14 protein-coding genes and 1 pseudogene are annotated in these 19,218 nt (G+C 67.3%); 14 read left to right on the top strand and 1 reads right to left on the bottom strand.

The genetic code is table 11. From position 1 onward, the window contains the following. Window positions 1-168: 168 nt before the first annotated feature. The 10 genes from F0L46_RS19315 to F0L46_RS19270 all read left to right on the top strand — a co-directional run bounded on the left by F0L46_RS19315 (window position 169) and on the right by F0L46_RS19270 (window position 12,920). On the top strand, window positions 169-513 hold the full coding sequence (locus F0L46_RS19315) for a hypothetical protein (RefSeq protein WP_149820575.1): 345 nt from the start codon (window positions 169-171) through the stop codon (window positions 511-513). Between the two features lie 77 nt (window positions 514-590). Then, on the top strand, window positions 591-1,346 hold the full coding sequence (locus tag F0L46_RS19310; protein ID WP_188312046.1) for a gluconate 2-dehydrogenase subunit 3 family protein: 756 nt from the start codon (window positions 591-593) through the stop codon (window positions 1,344-1,346). A gap of 13 nt (window positions 1,347-1,359) precedes the next feature. After that, the gene (locus F0L46_RS19305; protein ID WP_149820571.1) at window positions 1,360-3,123 is read left to right on the top strand and encodes a GMC family oxidoreductase; all 1,764 of its coding nucleotides are present in this window, start codon (window positions 1,360-1,362) and stop codon (window positions 3,121-3,123) included. 872 nt (window positions 3,124-3,995) lie between these two features. Beyond that, complete coding sequence (locus F0L46_RS19300) at window positions 3,996-6,140, top strand: hybrid sensor histidine kinase/response regulator (protein WP_240540067.1); 2,145 nt, start codon at window positions 3,996-3,998, stop codon at window positions 6,138-6,140. A 314-nt stretch (window positions 6,141-6,454) separates the two neighbouring features. Beyond that, window positions 6,455-7,432, top strand: a complete 978-nt coding sequence (locus F0L46_RS19295) for an NADPH:quinone reductase (protein WP_149820567.1) — start codon at window positions 6,455-6,457, stop codon at window positions 7,430-7,432. Between the two features lie 196 nt (window positions 7,433-7,628). Continuing rightward, a complete protein-coding gene (locus tag F0L46_RS19290) occupies window positions 7,629-7,937 on the top strand; it encodes a hypothetical protein (RefSeq protein ID WP_149820565.1) in 309 nt (102 codons plus the stop codon). Between the two features lie 387 nt (window positions 7,938-8,324). Continuing rightward, window positions 8,325-9,860 (top strand): alpha/beta fold hydrolase, encoded by a 1,536-nt coding sequence (locus F0L46_RS19285; protein WP_149820563.1) that lies wholly within the window; start codon window positions 8,325-8,327, stop codon window positions 9,858-9,860. 356 nt (window positions 9,861-10,216) lie between these two features. Continuing rightward, window positions 10,217-10,915, top strand: a complete 699-nt coding sequence (locus tag F0L46_RS19280) for a DUF4286 family protein (RefSeq protein ID WP_149820561.1) — start codon at window positions 10,217-10,219, stop codon at window positions 10,913-10,915. Between the two features lie 512 nt (window positions 10,916-11,427). Continuing rightward, window positions 11,428-12,306 carry an MBL fold metallo-hydrolase gene (locus F0L46_RS19275; protein ID WP_149820559.1) on the top strand — a complete coding sequence of 293 codons (879 nt, stop codon included), beginning with the start codon at window positions 11,428-11,430 and terminating at the stop codon, window positions 12,304-12,306. A gap of 38 nt (window positions 12,307-12,344) precedes the next feature. Next, on the top strand, window positions 12,345-12,920 hold the full coding sequence (locus F0L46_RS19270) for a cytochrome P460 family protein (RefSeq protein ID WP_240540066.1): 576 nt from the start codon (window positions 12,345-12,347) through the stop codon (window positions 12,918-12,920). A gap of 198 nt (window positions 12,921-13,118) precedes the next feature. Here F0L46_RS19270 and F0L46_RS19265 read toward each other — a convergent pair. Further along, window positions 13,119-13,530, bottom strand: a pseudogene (locus tag F0L46_RS19265) (integrase core domain-containing protein); the annotation flags it as partial. Between the two features lie 846 nt (window positions 13,531-14,376). Between F0L46_RS19265 and F0L46_RS19260 the strand changes: the two are divergent. The 4 genes from F0L46_RS19260 (at window position 14,377) to F0L46_RS19245 (ending at window position 19,200) form a co-directional block, all read left to right on the top strand. Beyond that, entirely contained in the window at window positions 14,377-15,417 is a 1,041-nt protein-coding gene (locus tag F0L46_RS19260) for an ABC transporter permease (RefSeq protein ID WP_149820557.1), read from the top strand. A gap of 97 nt (window positions 15,418-15,514) precedes the next feature. Next, window positions 15,515-16,519 carry a substrate-binding domain-containing protein gene (locus F0L46_RS19255; RefSeq protein WP_438646694.1) on the top strand — a complete coding sequence of 335 codons (1,005 nt, stop codon included), beginning with the start codon at window positions 15,515-15,517 and terminating at the stop codon, window positions 16,517-16,519. A gap of 75 nt (window positions 16,520-16,594) precedes the next feature. Next, entirely contained in the window at window positions 16,595-18,184 is a 1,590-nt protein-coding gene (locus F0L46_RS19250; protein WP_149820553.1) for a sugar ABC transporter ATP-binding protein, read from the top strand. Further along, window positions 18,181-19,200 (top strand): ABC transporter permease, encoded by a 1,020-nt coding sequence (locus F0L46_RS19245; RefSeq protein ID WP_149820551.1) that lies wholly within the window; start codon window positions 18,181-18,183, stop codon window positions 19,198-19,200. Before F0L46_RS19250 ends, F0L46_RS19245 begins: the two co-directional genes overlap by 4 nt. Window positions 19,201-19,218: the final 18 nt, after the last annotated feature.

Here is a 19,218-nt window from a genome sequence, read left to right as displayed (position 1 = left end):
CGCCGTCACTGTCGCCGGACCCGCGATGCGCGCCCGGCCTATACCTCCGTGTATCCACCCTGAACCAAGATGTCGCGCGGCACCCCGGGCGCATGATGGAGCGTTGAGGCGCCTTTAGCGAAGATCGACCCAGCTTCAGACCACCCCCGCTCCGCCCGGAGGACGCCGATGAACCGGTCGACCCGAACCGCCCGACAGCGACTCGCCCCGTCGGCGATCCTGTGCGCGTGGTGCATCGTGCAGGTCTCCACCGCCGGGAGCGCGCTCGCCGGTTGCGCCGAGGATCTGACCCGTATCCAGCTGGCGCTTCCCCACGCCGAGCCGCAGACCCGGTCGCACGTGAGCCCGCTTGTCACGCAAGCCGCGGCCAGAGCGAAGGCGGTCGACGCGGCGGGCTGCGAGACCCTGACACGCCAGGCGCTCGAGGCATTGCACCTCCCCACCCTGGCGGCCGTCCAGCTCTCGACCCCGGTCACCGAGCCGCCCGCGCAGGGCTCAGGCCGCGCGCGGTGAACGCCGGCTCGGGCGCGGCAGGGCCGGGGCCCGCCGTAGGCTCGATCCGCTCCATGCATCCAGGAGGACGCCGCGCCATGAACGCTCCCGACGGGCCCCCGACCCAGACCTCGCGACGCAACTTCCTCATCGCGGGCGTCGCCGCCACGGCCCTTGTCGGCGAGGCGGCGACGCCCGCCGCCGCACAGACCCCAACGGCCGCCGCCGTCCCGGACAAGGCGCCCCCGGCCGGACCCGGCCCGGCCGGTTCGCCGGCACCCTTAGGTCCCCAAGGGTACCGCTTCCTGTCAGGCGCCGAGGTCGAGACGCTCACCGCCATGGTCGACCGGCTCATCCCGGCGGACGAGACCGGTCCGGGCGGCGTCGAATCCGGGGTCCTCACCTTCATCGACCGCGAGCTCGGCGGGCAGTTCGGCGCTGCGGCGCGCTGGTACATGGCCGGGCCGTGGGCCGAGGGCACGCGCTCTCAAGGGTGGCAGCTCGCGCTCACCCCGGCCCAGGTCTACCGCACGGGCTTCCTCGCCCTCGACCGCTGGTGCGTCGGCACCCGGGGCAAGCGCTTCGCCGAGCTGTCCCCCCCGGCGCAGGACGAGGTCCTGACCCTGATGCAGGGCGGCAAGATCGACCTGGCCGGCCTGTCGTCCGCCGTGTTCTTCGATCTGCTCTGGCAGAACGTCGTCGAGGGCTATCTCAGCGACCCGCTCTATGGCGGGAACCGCGGCATGGAGGCCTGGCGCATGATCGGCTTCAAGGGCGCCAACCCGGTCCTGACCGACGCCGTCGACCTCAACGGCGAGCTCTACCAACTCGATCCGATCGCCATCGGCGCCTGACAGGGAGGCCCTCATGCCCCGCACTATGCCACGCGTCGACATCGTCATCGTCGGGATGGGCTGGACCGGCGGCATCGCCGCCCGCGAGCTCGCCGACACGGGCCTGCGGATCGTCGGCCTGGAACGCGGCCCGTTCCGCGACACGATCCCCGACTTCACGGCGCCGCAGGCGCTCGACGAGCTGCGGTGGAGCGTCCGTGGCGAGATGTTCCAGAACCTGTCCCGGGAGACCGTGACGTTCCGCAACAACCTCGACGAGACGGCGCTCCCGATGCGCCGTCTCGGCGCCTTCCTGCCCGGGGACGAGCTGGGCGGGGCCGGCGTGCACTGGAACGGCCAGCACTGGCGCTTCCTGCCCTCCGACTTCCGCATGCGCAGCCTCAACGAGGAGCGCTACGGCAAGTCCTTCATCGATCCCGAGCTCACGATCCAGGACTGGGGCGTCACCTACGAGGACCTCGAGCCGCATTACGACAAGTTCGAGCATGTGTGCGGCACGTCGGGCCGGGCGGGCAACCTCGACGGCAAGGTCCAGGCGGGCGGCAATCCCTTCGAGGGCCGGCGCTCGCGGGACTACCCGACGCCGCCTCTGAAGCAGGGCTACGGGCCGCGCCTCTTCGCGCAGGCTGCGGAGAAGCTCGGCTACAAGCCTTTCCCTCAGCCCGCCTCGAACATGAGCGCGGAGAGCTACACGAACCCCGACGGCGTCCAGATGGGGCCGTGCACCTATTGCGGCTTCTGCGAACGCTTCGGCTGCTACAATTGGTCCAAGGCGAGCCCCTTCAACACGGTCCTGCCGATCGCGCTGAAGAACCCGAACTTCGAACTGCGCTGCGACAGCCACGTCACCCGGGTGGAGCTCACGCCCGACCGGAAGGCGGCGCGGGGCGTCACCTATGTCGACGCCACGGGCAACGAGATCTTCCAGCCCGCCGACCTCGTGCTGCTCTGCGCCTTCCAGTTCCACAACGTGCGCCTCATGCTCACGTCGGGGATCGGAGAGCCCTACGACCCGAAGAGCGGGCGGGGCACGACGGGCAAGAACTTCGCCTACCAAACCATGGCCTACGTCTCCCCATTCTTCGCGGACAAGCGCATGAACGCCTATGCGGGCGCGGGCGCCATGGGCATGGCGATCGACGAGTTCAACGGGGACAACTTCGACCACGAGCCGCACGGCTTCGTGGGCGGCGGCTATATTCTCGGCCAGACCACCGGCATGCGGCCGATCCAGCAGACGACCCTGCCCGACGGCACCCCGTCCTGGGGCGCGGGCTGGAAGCGGGGCCTGCGCGACTGGTACGACCGTTCCTTCCCGATCCAGGCCCATGGCGCCAGCATGGCCCGGCGCACCAACTACATCGACCTCGACCCGACCTACCGCGACGCCTACGGAATGCCGCTCGCGCGCATGACCTTCGACTTCTCGAAGAACGATCTCAGGATGCGGGAATTCCTCGTCGGCAAGGTGACCGAGATCGCCCGGGCCATGAACCCGACGCACATCAAGGTGTCGCTCCCCCCGGTGCCGTTCAGCATCGTGCCCTACCAGACCACGCACGTCACCGGCGGCGCCATCATGGGAGCGGACCGCGAGACCTCGGCGGTCAACACCTACCTGCAGAGCTGGGACGTCTCCAACGTGTTCGTGCACGGCGCCTGCGCGTTCCCGCAGAACGCCGGCTACAACCCGACCAACACGGTCGCGGCGCTGACCTACCGCTCGCTCGAGGCCATGAAGGCGAGATACCTCAAGAGTTCCGGGCCGCTCCAGTAGGCCGGGTGGACCCGGGCCACCTCGGCTCCGTGGGGCCCCGATCAGCCCGAGAGCGCGCTCCGGACGCAGCCGGCGATCCGACATCCGACGCCCCCCGCGCAACCAAGGCAGGCCACCATGTCCGGCGACCAAGACCCCACACGTGCCCCTGCCGATCTCCTCGATCATGACACCGTCGAGCGGGCGGACGTCGAGTCGTTCCCGGCCAGCGATCCGCCCGCCTGGACGGGGGTGACGGGGACGCGTCTGCCAGCCGGGCTGGATCGGCTCCGCGCCGACGCCGCCGCGGACGTCTCGCCGCAGGCGCAGCAAGCGCCGGAACGGCATCGGCACACCAGCTAGAGGCGTGCCCTCGCCGTATGAGATAAAACAGGGATTCGGAGGCTGGACCATAAAGGGTGCCATTCTCCACCCTCGTCCTGAGGCGCCCACCGCAGATGGGCCTCGAGGGGCTCTCCAGGGGCCTCCGAACGGCCATGGCAGCGTTTTGCGAGCTTCGAGGCCGGGCTCCGCACGGCACCTCAGCATGAGGGGAACAGGAGCGAACCGTCCCGGGTCAGGCTCTCTGGTGGCGACCTTTCGCACAAGCGCCTGACCGACGGCCTGACGCCCGCCGAACGACGCGCACCTTACGACGGATCTGGCTTACGAGCCGAGCGAACGCCCAAGCCCAGCGGAGCCTGCCCGACGGTGTCGGGCACGTCGCGATCCTGCGACGGCGGCTGGCACCGGTAAGTGGTCGCAGCGGCCAAGCAATGGTGCTAACTAGCCGCGATGCGGTCGGTATCCCCTCTCAAGCGGTCGAGCCTCCTCCCTCGATGATCCGCCTCCATCGTTTCCTGCTCGTCGCCTCCGTCCTTGTGCCTGCGGCCGTGTTCGCCGCCGCCGCGCTGTGGAACCGCTCGGAGGTGCTGCGGGAGGACACGCAGACGATCCAACGCACGACTGCCATCCTCCATGAGCATGCGCGCAAGGTCTTCGACACCGTCGAGCTCGTGATCGGACGAGTGGACGACCGGACACGAGACCTGTCGTGGGAGGAGATCGCCTCCCCTGCGACGAGCGCCTTCCTCCGCGATCTCAAATCGCCTCTGGAGCAAGCGGTCTCGATCTGGATCACCGATGCAAGCGGGCGCGTTCGGGCAGGGAGCCAGGCCTGGGATCCTGCCGTGAGCCTGGCAGATCGGGACTTCTTCGCCGCGCAGCGCGAGCGGGATGCGGGGCTGTTCATCAGCGAGCCTTTCCAGGGCAGGGCCACGCGGACATCGTCCTTCGCCGCCAGCCGCCGCCGGTCCGCCGCCGACGGGCGCTTCGGCGGCACGATCCACGTCTCGCTCAGCCCGGATTACTTCTCGCGCTTCTTCGACGAGGCGAGCCCCAACGGCCCGGACTTTGCCGCGCTGATCCGCCAGGACGGCGAGATCCTCGCTCGCAGTCCCGTCCGTGCCGCTAACGCCCGGGTCGCGCCGGACAGCCCGCTCATGCGGGCCATCAAGGATCGGCCCGATGGTGGCTTGGTGTCGGGCGTGTCCCAGGTCGACCGGCGCGACAGGGTGTTCGCCTATCGAAAGGTCGGGCCCTATCCCCTCTACGTCTCTTTCGCGATCGACCGGGACGTCATCCTGAGCCGCTGGCGCAGCAATATCCTGGCCTACGGGATCGTGGCCCTCCTCTCGGCCCTGACGCTCTGCGGGGTCTCCTGGCTGGCGCTACGCCGCGCGCAGGCCGAGCAGATCGCCGTTCTCGCGATGCGGCGGGAGAGCGAGCAGCGGCTTGCGGCCGAGCAGAGGCTGTTCCAATCGCAGAAGATGGAGAGCCTGGGACAGCTGACCGGCGGCGTCGCTCACGACTTCAACAACCTGCTCGCCGTGGTGATCGGCAACCTCGACCTCTTGCGCAAGCGCGTCACGGAGGACGAACGCGGGCGCCGGCTCCTCGAGAATGCCATTCAAGGTGCCCAGCGGGGAGCCGTCCTGACCCAGCGCCTCCTGGCCTACTCGCGCACCCAGGAACTTGCGCCCAAGGTCGTCGACGTCCCGGCCCTGGTGGCGGGGATGATGGACCTTCTGCAGCGCTCCCTCGGACCTGGCGTGCGCATCAAGACGGCGTTTCCGCCCGAGCTGCCGCCGGTCATCGCCGATCCGAACCAGCTCGAGCTCGTTCTCCTGAACCTGGCGGTGAACGCGAGAGACGCGATGCCCGACGGCGGGACGGTAACGTTGAGCGCGCACCCGGACGAGGCGCCTGGAGTGGGGAAAGGCGATCTCCGGCCTGGAGCCTACATCCGCATCACCGTCCAGGACACCGGCCTGGGGATGGACCCGGAGACGCTGGCCCGCGCGATCGAGCCGTTCTTCACCACGAAGGGGGTCGGCAAGGGAACCGGCCTGGGCTTGTCCATGGTCCACGGCTTCGCGGTTCAGTCCGGAGGCGCGACGCGGATCACGAGCAGCCTCGGCTCGGGGACGTCGGTGGACGTCTGGTTGCCCCGGAGTTCGACGCCCGCGCTCCCCGAGGCTGTCGAAACGCGGGAGGAACGGTCGCACCGTGCCCGCACCATCCTGCTGGTGGACGACGACCCGCTCGTGATGGCGAGCACGTCGGCCATGTTGGAAGACATCGGCCACACCGTGCTGGAGGCTGCCTCGGGCCGGGCGGCGCTCGCGCTCCTCGGCGCGAGCCCCTCGGTGGATCTCGTGATCGCGGATTACGCCATGCCAGGGATGACGGGATTGAAGCTTGCCGAACGGCTCCGCACCGACCGGCCCGAGCTTCCGTTCCTGCTGGCCAGCGGCCACGCCGAACTGCCCGAGCAAGCCGACATCCTGGTAGCGCGCATCACGAAGCCGTTCCGTCAGGACGAGCTGGCGAACGCCATCGACGACGTCTTGAGGCGTGCGGGCGCTTCCGCGCGGCGGGACAGCCGTCCGCCGCCCCCCGGCGCGAGGCGAGCCGAGGCGCGGCACGAGTCTCAGGGAGCGCAACCGGTCGATCCAAGGAACGATCGGGCGACGTAGCCTGGGCTCTCGGTCGAACATGCCGGCTGAGGGACCTCGAGGGTGTGAGCGGGCGGTCGCGCCGACTAGGGCGAGTTGGGCAGCCGTCCTCCACCGTCCGCCGGAAATGGCGAGGCTGCCAAGGCGGGCCCGCGCGGGATCCGCCTGGCAGGCCAGAGAGCGTCCGGCCGGCGCGACATCGACGGGCAGGCGATCGAGACGACAGCTGTGATCCCGGCGGCGAGGGCGGTCGGTCGTGAAGGCGGGATGAAATCGCCCCTCTCCCGCGCAACGGGATTCGGCCCTATGCTGGCCGCCTTAGGAGAGCCGCGCCGATGAGGGCAGCCTGGTACGAACGTAACGGTCCGGCCCGTGAGGTCCTGCAGGTCGGCGACAGGCCCGACCCGGAGCCCGGGCCCGGCGAGGTTCGGGTGCGCGTGCATGCGTCGGGCGTGAACCCCTCCGATTGGAAGACACGCTCGGGCTATCGGCCGATGATCGCTCCCCTCGTGGTGCCGCACAGCGACGGCGCTGGCATCGTCGACCGGGTCGGACCGGGCGTCGATCCGGGCCGTGTCGGCGAGCGGGTCTGGATCTGGAACGGACAGTGGAAGCGGCCGTTCGGGACGGCGGCCGAGCTGATTGCCCTTCCAGGCGAGCAAGCGGTGCCGCTTCCCGAGATCACCTCGTTCGAGGCGGGAGCATGCCTTGGGATCCCGGCCTTGACGGCTCACCGGGCCGTGACGGTGGACGGTTCGCCCGACGGCCAGACGATCTTCGTGGCGGGCGGTGCCGGGGCGGTGGGGCACTACGCCATCCAGATGGCGAAGCTGCTCGGCGCCGAGCGGGTCATCGCCTCCGTTAGTTCCCCTGAGAAGGCGAGGCATGCCCTCGAGGCGGGCGGCGACGACGTGATCGACTATAAGCGCGAGGACGTCGCGGAGCGGATCGCGGACATCACGAGAGGGCGCGGGGCAGATCGCGTCGTCGAGGTCGACATCGCGGGCAACGCAGGGCTCCTGCCCAGGATCGTGGCGCGAGACGGCTTGTGCGTGGTCTACGGCTCGAACGCGCCGCAGGCGTGCCTCGACTTCGGGCCCATGATCTTGAGCGGGGCGGCCCTGCGCTTCTTCATCGTCTACGAGCTGTCGCGGGCTGCCCGGCAGCGGGGAATCGCCGACCTGACCCGATGGATGACGGATGGCAGCTTGAGACACGCGGTCGGGGCGACGTTCCCGCTCGACGCGATCGTCGAGGCCCACGAACGCGTGGAGAGCGGCAGGACCCTCGGAAACGTGATCGTCGCGCCCTGACGGGTGAGGGTTGGCCGGCGACGGCGGCTGCCTTGCGCCCATCCTGGCCGCACACACTGGCTGCCTCATCTCCGGAAAGCGGACAAGTGTCCACGACGAGCGCGCTCGGCTAAACGAAGGGTCGAGCGTCCTCAGAGCGCCAGCCCGACGAAGATCGGATAACGTAGCGGCCGTTCAAAGAAGCGGGAGCGCATCGATGCGGACGCAGTGGATCCTGACTCTCGCAGCCCTTCTCGTCGGTACCCCTGCCCGCGCCCAAGGCCTACCCAACATCCCCGGGCTCGGCGCGCCACAAGCCGAGACGCCCGGGCAAAAGCGCGCTTTCTGCGGGCACGTCGCCATGGCGGCCGTGCGGTGCGGCACGCTCGATGTCGTCGGCCTGACGACCTGCCTCGTGCGAACCCTGCCACCGCGAGACTCGGTCCGGATCGCTCGCGTCGCTCAAGCCGCGAACGGCAACGCCGGCGCGGTGCTGACCGAATGTGGCGTGGCGGGCGGCCGGTAGCGCTGATCCACCTCCTTTGAAGTGGTCACCTCTGAGGTATGGCTCGTTGCCCCTGAGTAGGACGGACCGACCTCATTGAGACCTTCTGTCTGTCGAGCGGCATGGCCGCTTCGAATGCGTGTGCGCCGAAACGTGCCTTGCCGCTTCTGGTCAGACTACGTCGTTCCTTCCGGCGCACCGTGTGTCCAGCAGCGTACGCGCCGCGCGCCCGGGAGGGCCCTGGCGCCGGCTACTGGTCAGCCCCTGCGTTCTCGAGCACTGGCATGCCTGGCGATTTGGGGTAGCGTGGTCACTCGTCCAGGCGGAACGCACGGTCGATCGAAGGACCTTCCATGTCTCGTGAGAGGCCGGCCCGCTGTTCCCCCGCTCCTCGTGCAATCAAGGCTCATGCGCCGACACACCTCGACCCTCGCCCGTGCGGCCCTCGCCGTCATCGCAGCCGCGGCGATCGGGCTCAGTCTCGCCATGCTGGCGCGCACGCAGGCTGGTCTGTCCGTCGAGCGCGTCGCTATCGGCTCGACGCCTGCCACCATCTATCGCCCGCAAGGGGGCAGGCCGGCGCCTGTCGTCGTCGTGGCGCACGGCTTCGCCGGCTCGCAGCCCCTCATGGCCGCCTTCGCGACCACCTTCGCCCGCAACGGCTTCATCGCTGTGACCTTCGACTTCCCCGGCCACGGGCGCAACCCGCAGCCGTTGCCCGGCAACCCCGCGCGCGAGGGCGGGACGACGGGCGCGCTCGTCGACACGACCGTCCGGGTCCTTGCCTACGCGCGCACCCTGGGCGACGGCCAGCTCGCCCTGCTCGGCCACTCGATGGCCTCCGACATCGTGATCCGCTCAGCCCAGCAGGACGCGGACGTAGGCGCCACCATCGCCGTCTCGATGTTCTCGCGCACTGCCACCGCGACGAGCCCGCGCAACCTCCTCGTGATCACCGGAGACTGGGAAGGGCGGCTGAAGACAGAAGCACTGCGGGTGGTCGGGCTCGCGAGTGCCCCGGATCCCGCGCAGGCGGGCGTCACCTATGGCGACCTCGCTCTCGGGACCGCCCGGCGCGCGGCATTCAGCCCGAGCGTCGAGCATATCGGCGTCCTGTTCAGCCCGCATTCCATGGAGGAGGCTGCCGGCTGGCTCGAGGCCAGCTTCGGCGTGCCCCCAGGCGCGATGCGCTATGTCGATCGGCGTGGCCCCTGGATCGTGCTCCTGCTCACGGGCTTCGTGCTCCTGGCCTGGCCGCTCTCGCGGCTTCTGCCCGTCGTCCGTGATCCGCCGGCGGGCGCGGGTCTGTCGGGCTGGCGCTTATGGGCGCTGGTCGCCGGCCCGGCCGTGCTGACGCCTCTCATCCTGCGTGTCGTGCCGACCCAGTTCCTGCCCGTGCTCGTGGCCGACTATGCCGCGGCCCATTTCGCGCTCTACGGGCTCCTGACGATCGGCGGTCTCCGGCTCGTTGCTCCGCGCCGGGACGCGAGCACCCGCGTAGCGGTCCCCCGCGCTGCCCTGATCGGTGCCACGTTGGCCGCGATCGCCTACGCGGTCGTCGGGCTCGGTGCCATCATCGACGCCTGGATCGCCTCCTTCGTGCCGGGTCCGGGACGGGCGCTGATCATCCTGGCGATCCTCGCGGGCACGCTCCCTTACTTCCTCGCTGACGAGTGGTTGACCCGCGGCAGCGCGCGCTGGGCTTACCCTGCCTCGAAGCTGGCCTTCCTCCTGTCGCTGGCGCTCGCCGTCGCCCTCGACCCGAGGCGGCTGTTCTTCCTCGTGATCATCGTGCCGGCGATCCTGGTGCTGTTCCTGATCTACGGCGCGCTCAGCGCCTGGGCGTACCGGCGGACCGGCCACCCCGCCGTCGGCGGGCTCACCAACGCGGTCGCGTTCGCCTGGGCGCTCGGGGTCACGTTTCCTCTCGTGGCCGCGCAATGACCGGAAGGGCGAACCAGGCTGAGACGCTCGATCAAACGAAGCTCGGTCGTGTCAGTGCCCCCCATGGGAATGTCGGAAGAAGGTGATGGACGGTGGGACTCTCCAGCGCCCATGTGAGGCATCTGTCGTCGGTTTCGTCGCGCCCGCAAACCGGGCATCCCAACTGCCATGCGGGCCGTCTCGCTTGCGCCAGTTGCGGGACTTGTGTTCCGTAGAGCGGAGCCTGTTCCTGGCCACGCCACTAGCTTCAGGACCAAGCACTTGACCTGCCGACAGACCTGCAGGCCACTCGGCTGCCCGCGCTCTGCCTGTGTGTACCACCACTCTTCGATCGAACGTAATCGGGATCGGATCACATGACCGGACTGCAAGGCCGTGGCGCCCTTTTGGTATGGAGCGGGGTCGTGCCGGAGAGCGAGGCCGACTACAACATGTGGCACAGCCGCGAGCACATGCCCGAGCGACTGGCCGTTCCCGGCTTTCGGCGCGGTCGCCGCGGCATCGCGGTTTACGAGGCTCCGCCGGGGCAGAAGTACCTCATGATGTATGAGGCGGACGACGCGGCAGTCTTTGTGTCGGCGCCGTACCTAGGGCGCCTCAACGATCCGACGCCATGGACCCAGCGTGTCCTTTCCGCTTACGTCGAGCCGTCGCGCACGGTCTGCAGCGTCGTTGCGAGCACGGGACGCGGCGTGGGTGGCTGGCTCGGTACGCTCCAAGTTTCAAAAAGCGACGTCACAGGCCTGCGACGGTGGGCTCAGGGCACGTGGATGGACGACGTTCTCGCCCGGGACGGTCTCCTGGGCGCTCACGCGCTCGAGGGCGACCGGACCCTTGGCCAGCAGCCGACCGCCGAGAAAGCCTTTCGCGAGAGCCGCGGTGACCGCGATCGCACGGTCGACTTCGCATTGCTCATCGAGGGATTCGATCGCGATGCCACCCAGGCGGCGCTCGACGAACTGACTCGCCATGTGTCCGATCTCAGCGGATCACAACCTGTCTCGACCCTCTACTTCATCCAGCATGTGATCACCTCGTCGGATGTCGACTTGTGAGCTAGCCCGTTGGAGGCATCCCGCGATTGGGCCGTTCGACCCGCGGTGGCCACGCGCGAGGTCGAAGCCGCGACGCTCTTTGGCCACCCTAGTTCATCCGTTTCCTGCGCTTGCGAAGGACGAAGCGCCCCGGATCTGATCGCCTCGCTCGCCCTGCGCCCGCTTCTGGCTTCAGTCGCGCTCCCCACAGCGGGCAGGTTGCAAATGCTCACAAGAACTCACGCACATAAACTTTCTTGAGGCGCATTCTCGTGGTCATATCTCCGAGGATCGAAATACAGTGATGTTTCGTATCGAATAATCACGGATGCCGAGCCGAAAACGGCGGCAACAAGCATCCGTATTCCAGCCTCATCGGTGCTACGCCGCACGATAATTACGAGATTGGACTATAAGATCATTTGACTTGCCCGTCACGCCGATGCGCCCGAAGACCGATTCGCCTCATCTGGCCACTTCGGAGAAAGCTCTCCTTTGATGGCACTGTTCACTCAAGTTGAAGGTGCAGTTCCATGGGTATGGCCACGCACGCCCCACAGCCGCTCCCCCTTGATGCGGGGCCCTACCGGTTCAGCGAGGGCGCGTTTGAGATCACGATCTTGAGCGACGGGTTTATCATGCTGCCGCCCGACATCGTCCTCCCCGACACTCCACCACCGGAGCGAGCCCCGATCATGGAGCAGCTCGGCGGGACGGCTGACGGTGCGCCGTTTCAGGTAAATATCCCGCTCATCCGAACGAAAGATGACCTTATCTTGGTGGACAACGGCTCAGGGATCCACTTTCAGGCCAGCGCCGGTCGACTGGCTGCGAATTTGAAGGCTGCTGGTATCGGGCCAGAAGCGATCACCAAAGTCGTGTTCACCCACATCCACCCGGACCACTCGGGCGGCACGACGCTTTCGGACGGCAGCCTCTTATGCCCGAACGCCCACTACTTCGTGGCGGATCCGGAGTGGCGCTTCTGGACCGACCCGAACTACGAAGCTTCGATGCCCTCCGCCCTGCACGGTTTTGCCCGCGGGTCTCAACGAGACATGGCGGCCGTTGCGGACCGTCTCACGCGGTTCAGGCCGGGCGACGAGATCGTGAGTGGCTTTCGCTCTATCGCGACGCCCGGTCACACGCCCGGTCACGTCTCGTTCGAGTTGGCTGGAGGTGAGGGTTTGATCATCGCGGGCGACGTTGCCACGAGCAACGTCGTATTTTTCGAGCATCCAAGCTGGCATTTCGGGTTCGACACTCAGCCGGACATTGCGCTCAAGAGCCGACAAGCCTTCCTCGACCGGGTCGCGGCCGAGAAGATCAAGGTGCTCGGCTACCACTGGGCCTATCCCGGCCTCGGCTATGCGGAGCGCAAGGGGGCAGCGTACCGGTTCGTCGCAGCCTGAGGACGCAGCGGTGAACGGCGTGCGCTCGATGCGTGATCATGACCGGAAGCGATGAGAGAGTATTCCCGATGCCCGACATACCTGCATTCCATCGGCATTTAGCTGTTCTGCCAGTCGGTCTCGCAGTCCTCGCGGGCCTCGCAATCGCCTCGGTGTCGGCCTCTGAACGCGCGCAGGACGACACCACTCCCCGCGCAGCGATGACGTTACCGGCTGAGTACCGTGACTGGTCATTGATCGCCGTCGCCCGGGAAGAGGGGAAGCTCGACGACGTTCGCGCTATCCTTGGCAACGCAGCTGCCATCCAAGCCGCAAGGACCGGAACGCTTCCATACCCGGACGGATCGATCATCGTCCGCCTTGCCTGGAGCTTCGATCGGCTACCGGAAAGCGAGCAGGCCTTTGGGCAACTACAATCCTTCACGTCAGGCCATCCCAAGAACGGGGTTCAGGTCATGGTGAAGGACACGGTGCGATTTGCTGAGAGCGAGGGTTGGGGTTATGCGCAGTTCAACGAGGGCCGAATCGCCAACGAAGCGGTGAATGGTACGTGCTTACCTTGTCACCAGATCGTTAAGAACCGCGACTTCGTCTTCAACCGGTACGCCCGTTAAGGTTCGCCGCCATTTAATTCCATGATGACGTCCTGCCCCTTCAGCTCGCAAGTTGGATGCCTGCTTTCGCGCTCTTTCCACCCACCCAGCCAGGCGTTGGCCTGACCTCGTTTGTTCTGCCGTTTAAGGGTGGAGTCTGGTCACTGGAAGGACCGGACCATGAAGCGATCGGCGTTACCGGACGAGCATGACCGGCCCTCACCGAGTGGTCCTCGTGGAACGTTCGTTCAGGGTTGGCCTTTGCACCACGGCGAGCTGGGGTGGCGCAGCCGGCCAGGCGGGTTGACGTGGCACAATCATCCCTGGCGCGGGCGGCCGATAGCCGAGCGAGGCATGAGGTCTGACCGTGTCGTCGTGTCGTCGCCAGCTCTCGATCACGTGTCTCGCGCCTCGCGCAAGCTGTAGAAGATCTTCCCATCCAAAAGCTCGTCCCGGAGCCGGGCGTTGAACGACTCCACGGACTCGTTCTCCCACGGCGAGCCCGGGGCGATGAAGGCCGTCTTGGCCAGACCGCCGTAATCCAGGCCTAGCCGAACGTGGCCACGAGCTCCGGCCCGTTGTCCGACCGCACATGCCCGGGCACCCCGCGCAGGATGAATAGGTCCGAGACGACGTGATCACGTCCGCGGCTGTCGTCGAATGTCACGGTGAGAAGCACGTTCTGCGCATCGCAAGCATTGACCGACCGACCCTGTCGTCCGCTCTGCGCCTGTATCGGTTATTCAGGGCTGGAGGCGGCCCATCAGAAAGCGGACACATGGCACGGCAAGCAGCGAGCCGTGGCTGTGCTACGTGCGGACGTCGAGCCGGTGACTGAAGGCGCTCACGTCCGCAGTTCTCGCCTGTGTCCCATAGCGAGCTGCTGATCCCTATCTTTCTCGCCCAGCATATCCCTCTAACGCGCCTAGCAGCTCCGGGTCTCGCCGCTTACGGGACCTACAGATGCGGCTCCGCGCTCAGCTGATTGCCGCGCATGCCATGACTGGCCGCGTCGTGAACGTACGCTGCGCCAAGCCGTTACGTGTGCCCCCCGGGTTGCCTTCGGAGGCTTGTGGGCTGGCGCGCCATCCAGAAAAGGCGCGCAGGTGAATTCTGATTGACCCAGGTAGCAGGCAATGAACAAACCCCAAACTGGAGATCCGGACTACACTCCGTCAATCTCCGGTTTCAGAAAGTCCGCAGACGCAATTCATATCTAATAATCAAACTCGTTCGACCTATCGTCCAGCTGGATAGGTATTAGGTGTAGTTTACCTTTTTATTGCGTTGCAACATCCCTACGTCATTTTTTCACATCGTCTTGAATCCCGCGACGGTAAGCACTCGCAAACTGGCGAAGTGAGCTTACAAGCTGCCTTGACATTGCGGAACGACCTGCCCTACCAATCAGACGCACGGTCGAGTTTAGCGTGATGTTCACTGAACAGAAGACCTCCTCGAACCCCCGGACGCCCGAATGAAAGGCCGTCTCGATCCGCAGCTCGTGTTCCTCGTTCTCACGAACGTCGGCATCCTCGCTGCCGGAGCCTGGGCCTCGGGAGGCGTCTTCATCGATCCATACAATCTTCAGTCGATGGCGAGCCAGGTGCCCGAACTCGGGCTCCTCGCCATCGGGGTGATGCTCGCCATGATCTCCGGCAACGGGGGCATCGATCTATCGGGTATCGCCCTTGCGAACCTTGCCGGCGTCACCGCCGCTCTCCTGGTCGGAGGGATGATCTCAGCAGACGACGCGCCCCTCCTGTTCAGCGTTGCCTTCGGGATAACAGCGGTGGCGGTCGGCCTCGCCGGCGGGGCGGTGAACGGCCTGCTGATCGCTGGATCGGGCCTCACGCCGATCCTTTGCACGCTTGGGACCCAGCTCCTCTTTACCGGGCTCGCCGTCGTCCTCTCGAACGGGCGGGCGGTCTCGACCGGCAGCCCGGCGCCCCTCGAGGAACTCGGGAACGGAACGTTCCTCCAAGTGCCGACCTCGTTCTTGCTCTTCATCGCGGTCGCGGCCCTGATCGGGATGGGGCTTCGTTTCACCCCGTCGGGAATCCGGCTCCTCCTTATGGGGACCAACCCGGTCGCGGCGCGCTTCGCGGGCTTCGCCCAGGGCCGCATGCTGGTGGCGACCTACGCGATCTCCGGGGCGCTTGCCGGCCTTGCCGGCGTGATCATCGCGGCCCGCAACGTGAACGTGAAGTGGGACTATGGCGGCTCCTACCTCCTGATCGCGATCCTGATCGCGGTGATGGCGGGCGTGAAGCCGGAGGGCGGACACGGCCGGATGATCTGCCTCCTGCTGTCGGCAACGGCCCTGCAACTTCTATCCAGCTTCCTCAACTTCCTCGACGTCTCGAACTTCTTCCGCGACCTCGCCTGGGGGCTCCTGCTGCTCTTCTTCCTTGCGATCATCCGCTACGACGCGCTCGGCGCCCTCACCTCTCGGATTGGCTGGCGCGCTCGGCCTGAGGGAGCGCCCGCCGCGGGTGATGCGGCTACGAAGGGGTGACGGCCGCAAAGGCGACCTGAGGCAGGTTCAACGATAGTCCGGCCCGTAATCCCTCCGGCGCCGCGACACCTAGCTACGAGAGGGAAACGCTTAGGGAGTGAGCATGAAAAAGTTTCTTCTTGCCGCCTCGGTCGCGGGCGTGGCCCTCGCCGGAGCCGCCGTCGAACTCTCGGCCCAGACGAAGCCGACCATCGCCACAGTGGTGAAGATCAGCGGGATCCCGTGGTTCAGCCGCATGGAGGTGGGGGTGAAGGCGTTCGGCAGCGCGAACCCGGACGTCCAAGCGTCACAAAGCGGCCCGGCGACCGCGGATGCCGCCCAACAGCTTAAGATCATTGAGGATCTCACGGCCCGCCGGGTGAACGCCCTCGCCGTCGTCCCGATGGATCCCTCCGTCGTCGAGGGCGCCCTCAAGCGCGCCATGGACCGCGGCATCATCGTGGTCACCCATGAGGCTGACAACCAGCGCAACACCAATGCGGACGTCGAGGCCTTCGACAACGCCGCGTACGGGGCTGCGTTGAACGAGCGGCTCGCGAAGTGCATGGGCGGGCAAGGCAAGTGGACCTCGTTCGTCGGCTCGCTTGGCAGCCGCACGCATATCCAGTGGGTCGATGCCGGCGCCGCGAACGCAAAGAAGTACTCGGGCATGACGCTCGTCGACGAGAAGAACGAGTCCTTCGACGACGCCAACAAGACCTACGAAAAGGCCAAGGAGATCCTGCGCAAGCACCCCGACATCCGCGGGTTCCAGGGCTCGGCGGGCAACGACGTGCTCGGCATCGGGCGCGCCATCGAAGAAGCCGGGCTCCAGGACAAGGTTTGCCTCGTCGGCACAGGCCTGCCGAACCCCTCGGCCCAGTACCTCGAATCGGGCGCGATCGACGCAATCGGCTTCTGGGATCCGCGGGATGCCGGAATGGCGATGAACAGCGTCGCCAAGATCCTGCTTGAGAAGAAGCCCCTCGCCGACGGAATGGATCTCGGGGTGAAGGGCTACGAGAAGGTCACGGTGAAGAAGGGGCCGGGCCAGGGTCAGCTCATCATCGGCAATGCGATGGTGATCGCAGACAAGGCGACCTACAAGGACCACCTCTTCTAGGATCGATCCCGGACAGGCCGGCACGGCCGGCCTGTCCCCGCATGCCGCTCGAACCCGCGGCCGTTAGGGACATCCATGGATCACATCGTCGAGAAGACCCGCTCGCGGGCGGACGGGGCCGGCGTCGCCCCTTTCCTCGCCGTCAAGGACATCCACAAGCGCTTCGGCGGGGTGCACGCCCTACGCGGTGTCTCCGTGACGATCACGCCGGGCCAAGTCTACCACCTTCTCGGCGAGAACGGCTGCGGGAAGAGCACGCTCATCAAGATCCTCTCGGGCGTGCACCGCCCAGACGAGGGCGTGATCGAGCTCGCGGGGCGGGAGCATCGGTCCCTGAGCGCGATCGAGGCCCTCGAGGCTGGCGTCGAGACCGTCTACCAGGATCTCTCCCTGCTGCCGAACCTCTCGGTGGCTGAGAACGTCGGACTGTCCCAACAGCTCGTGCGGGCGCACGGCCGGCTCGCCACGGTGCTCGACCGAGGTCTTCTGGCCGATACGGCCCGCCGGGCCTTGAGCGCCGTCAACCTGCCGACCAGCGAAGATTTCCTCTCGACCGCCGTAGGCGACCTCCCGCTCGCCATTCGCCAGCTTGTCGCAATCGCACGGGCGATCGCGGTGAAGGCTCGGCTCGTGATCATGGACGAGCCGACGACCTCGCTGACGCGGCGCGAGGTCGACAACCTCATCGACGTGGTGCGCAGCCTGCAGCAAGACGGCGTCGCGGTGCTCTTCGTCACCCACAAGCTCGACGAGTGCTACCAGATCGGCGGAGAGGCCATCATCTTCCGCGATGGCCGATGCGTCGCCCAGGGGCCGATGAGCTCGTTCTCCAAGGAGGAGCTCTCCCGCCTGATGACCGGGCGCGTCGTCGACGGGGCCCGCTACCGGCAGGCGAAGCCCGCCGGCGCGACGGTCCTTCGCGCCACCGGTCTGACCTCGGGAGAGCGCCTGCGCGAGGCTTCGTTCTCGCTTGCCGCGGGCGAGATCCTCGGCATCACGGGCCTCCTCGACTCGGGCCGCAACGAGCTTGCCCGCGTGCTCGCCGGGGTGCAGCGGAGCACCGCAGGATCGATCGAAATCGACGGCGCGGCGGCCCGGATCGAGTCCCCGCGCGACGCCCAGGCGCACGGCGTCGCCTACGTCCCCGAGGACCGGCTCACGGAGGGCCTGTTCCTCGACAAGCCGATCGAGACGAATCTCGTTGCCCTCGTCCTCGACCGGCTCAGGGGGGCCTTCGGCGGCGTCGACCGCAAGCGGGCCCGAATGCTCGGCGCGCGCTTCGTCGCGGACCTGAAGATCGCGACGCCCGACCTCGACAGGGCCGTGAGCGCGCTGTCCGGCGGCAATCAGCAGCGGGTCGTCATCGGCCGCGCGCTGAGCAATCAGCCGAGGATCCTCGTCCTGCACGGGCCGACCGTCGGGGTCGATGTGGGCTCGAAGGACAGCATCTACCGTGTGGTCCAGTCGCTCGCCGAAGATGGCATGGCCGTCGTCATCGTGAGCGACGACCTGCCCGAACTCCTGCAGAACTGCGACCGCATTCTCGTCCTGCGCGCGGGACGGGTCGTTTCGGACCTCCCGGCGGACACCGCCGACGAGGACGCCATTCTCAAGGTCATGGTCGCGACCGACGACGCCGTGGCCCATGCCGGTGAAGCCCCATGAGCACCCTCGCCAGCGCCTACACGCCCTCAACCACGGGCCATCCCGTGCGCCAGGTTCTCGCACGCCGGCCGGAGCTCTTCACGCTCATGCTGCTCGTCGCCCTGTGCGCGTTCGTGGCGGCCGCGAATCCAGACTTCCTCCGCCTCGCCACCCTTTTCGATCTCGCCCGGGCGAGCGTCGTGATCGGGCTGTTCGCGCTCGGCGTATTCGTGATCCTCGCCGCCGGCGGCATCGATGTCTCGTTCACGGCGATCGCGGCGCTCTGCATGTACGGCGTGACGAAGGGCGTCGTGGAGTTCGCCCCGGGCCTGCCGCTGCCGGTCGTGTTCACGCTCTCGATCGCGATCGGCCTAGGGTTGGGCCTGGTCAACGGCTTCCTCGTGCATCACCTGCGCGTCCCGTCGCTCATCGTCACGATTGGAACGCAATACACCTTCCGTGGCCTTCTGCTCACCTTCATCGGCACGATCTGGATCACCACCCTGCCGCCGCAGATGGACGACTTCGGCAAGGTCGCGCTCCTCACGACGACGTCGAGCCAGGGCGCGACGATCATCCTCCCGCTGTTCGTGCTCATCCTGCCCGCGGTGGCGGTCCTGACCTGGTGGATCCTCAGGCGCACCCTGCTCGGGCGGGCGATCTTCGCGGTCGGGGGCAGCCCTGCGGTCGCGGAGCGGCTCGGTTACGATCTTCGCTCGATCCACCTCTTCATCTTCGGCTATGCGGGCGCCCTGGCGGGGCTCGCCGGCATCATCCACGCCTGCAGCAACCGGCAGGCCAATCCCTTCGACCTCGTCGGCTCGGAGATCGACGTGATCGCCGCCGTGGTGCTCGGGGGAGCCCGGATCACGGGGGGCACTGGCACGGTCGTCGGGGTCGTTCTGGGGACGCTGCTCGTGGTGGTCATCAACAACGTCCTGATCATGGCCGGCGTGCCGAGCACGTGGCAGCGTGTCGTGGTCGGCGCCTTCATCCTCATCGCCGGAGCCTTCATGGTGAACCGGCGCCGGGCTTGAGCGATGCCGTCAAAGGTG

Origin of the sequence: Salinarimonas soli (assembly GCF_008386575.1) — a bacterium.
In the GTDB taxonomy this organism is placed as follows: Bacteria; Pseudomonadota; Alphaproteobacteria; order Rhizobiales; family Beijerinckiaceae; genus Salinarimonas_A; species Salinarimonas_A soli.
Note: the sequence above shows the minus strand (reverse complement) of the source record. Positions and strands in the feature narration are given on the sequence as shown.

Excerpts from the sequence above, each read along its gene's own strand:
- F0L46_RS19315 (WP_149820575.1), top strand. The coding sequence starts at position 169 with ATGAACCGGTCGACCCGAACCGCCCGACAGCGACTCGCCCCGTCGGCG.
- F0L46_RS19310 (WP_188312046.1), top strand. The coding sequence starts at position 591 with ATGAACGCTCCCGACGGGCCCCCGACCCAGACCTCGCGACGCAACTTC.
- F0L46_RS19305 (WP_149820571.1), top strand. The coding sequence starts at position 1,360 with ATGCCCCGCACTATGCCACGCGTCGACATCGTCATCGTCGGGATGGGC.
- F0L46_RS19295 (WP_149820567.1), top strand. The coding sequence starts at position 6,455 with ATGAGGGCAGCCTGGTACGAACGTAACGGTCCGGCCCGTGAGGTCCTG.
- F0L46_RS19290 (WP_149820565.1), top strand. The coding sequence starts at position 7,629 with ATGCGGACGCAGTGGATCCTGACTCTCGCAGCCCTTCTCGTCGGTACC.
- F0L46_RS19285 (WP_149820563.1), top strand. The coding sequence starts at position 8,325 with ATGCGCCGACACACCTCGACCCTCGCCCGTGCGGCCCTCGCCGTCATC.
- F0L46_RS19280 (WP_149820561.1), top strand. The coding sequence starts at position 10,217 with ATGACCGGACTGCAAGGCCGTGGCGCCCTTTTGGTATGGAGCGGGGTC.
- F0L46_RS19275 (WP_149820559.1), top strand. The coding sequence starts at position 11,428 with ATGGGTATGGCCACGCACGCCCCACAGCCGCTCCCCCTTGATGCGGGG.
- F0L46_RS19270 (WP_240540066.1), top strand. The coding sequence starts at position 12,345 with ATGACCGGAAGCGATGAGAGAGTATTCCCGATGCCCGACATACCTGCA.
- F0L46_RS19260 (WP_149820557.1), top strand. The coding sequence starts at position 14,377 with ATGAAAGGCCGTCTCGATCCGCAGCTCGTGTTCCTCGTTCTCACGAAC.
- F0L46_RS19250 (WP_149820553.1), top strand. The coding sequence starts at position 16,595 with ATGGATCACATCGTCGAGAAGACCCGCTCGCGGGCGGACGGGGCCGGC.
- F0L46_RS19245 (WP_149820551.1), top strand. The coding sequence starts at position 18,181 with ATGAGCACCCTCGCCAGCGCCTACACGCCCTCAACCACGGGCCATCCC.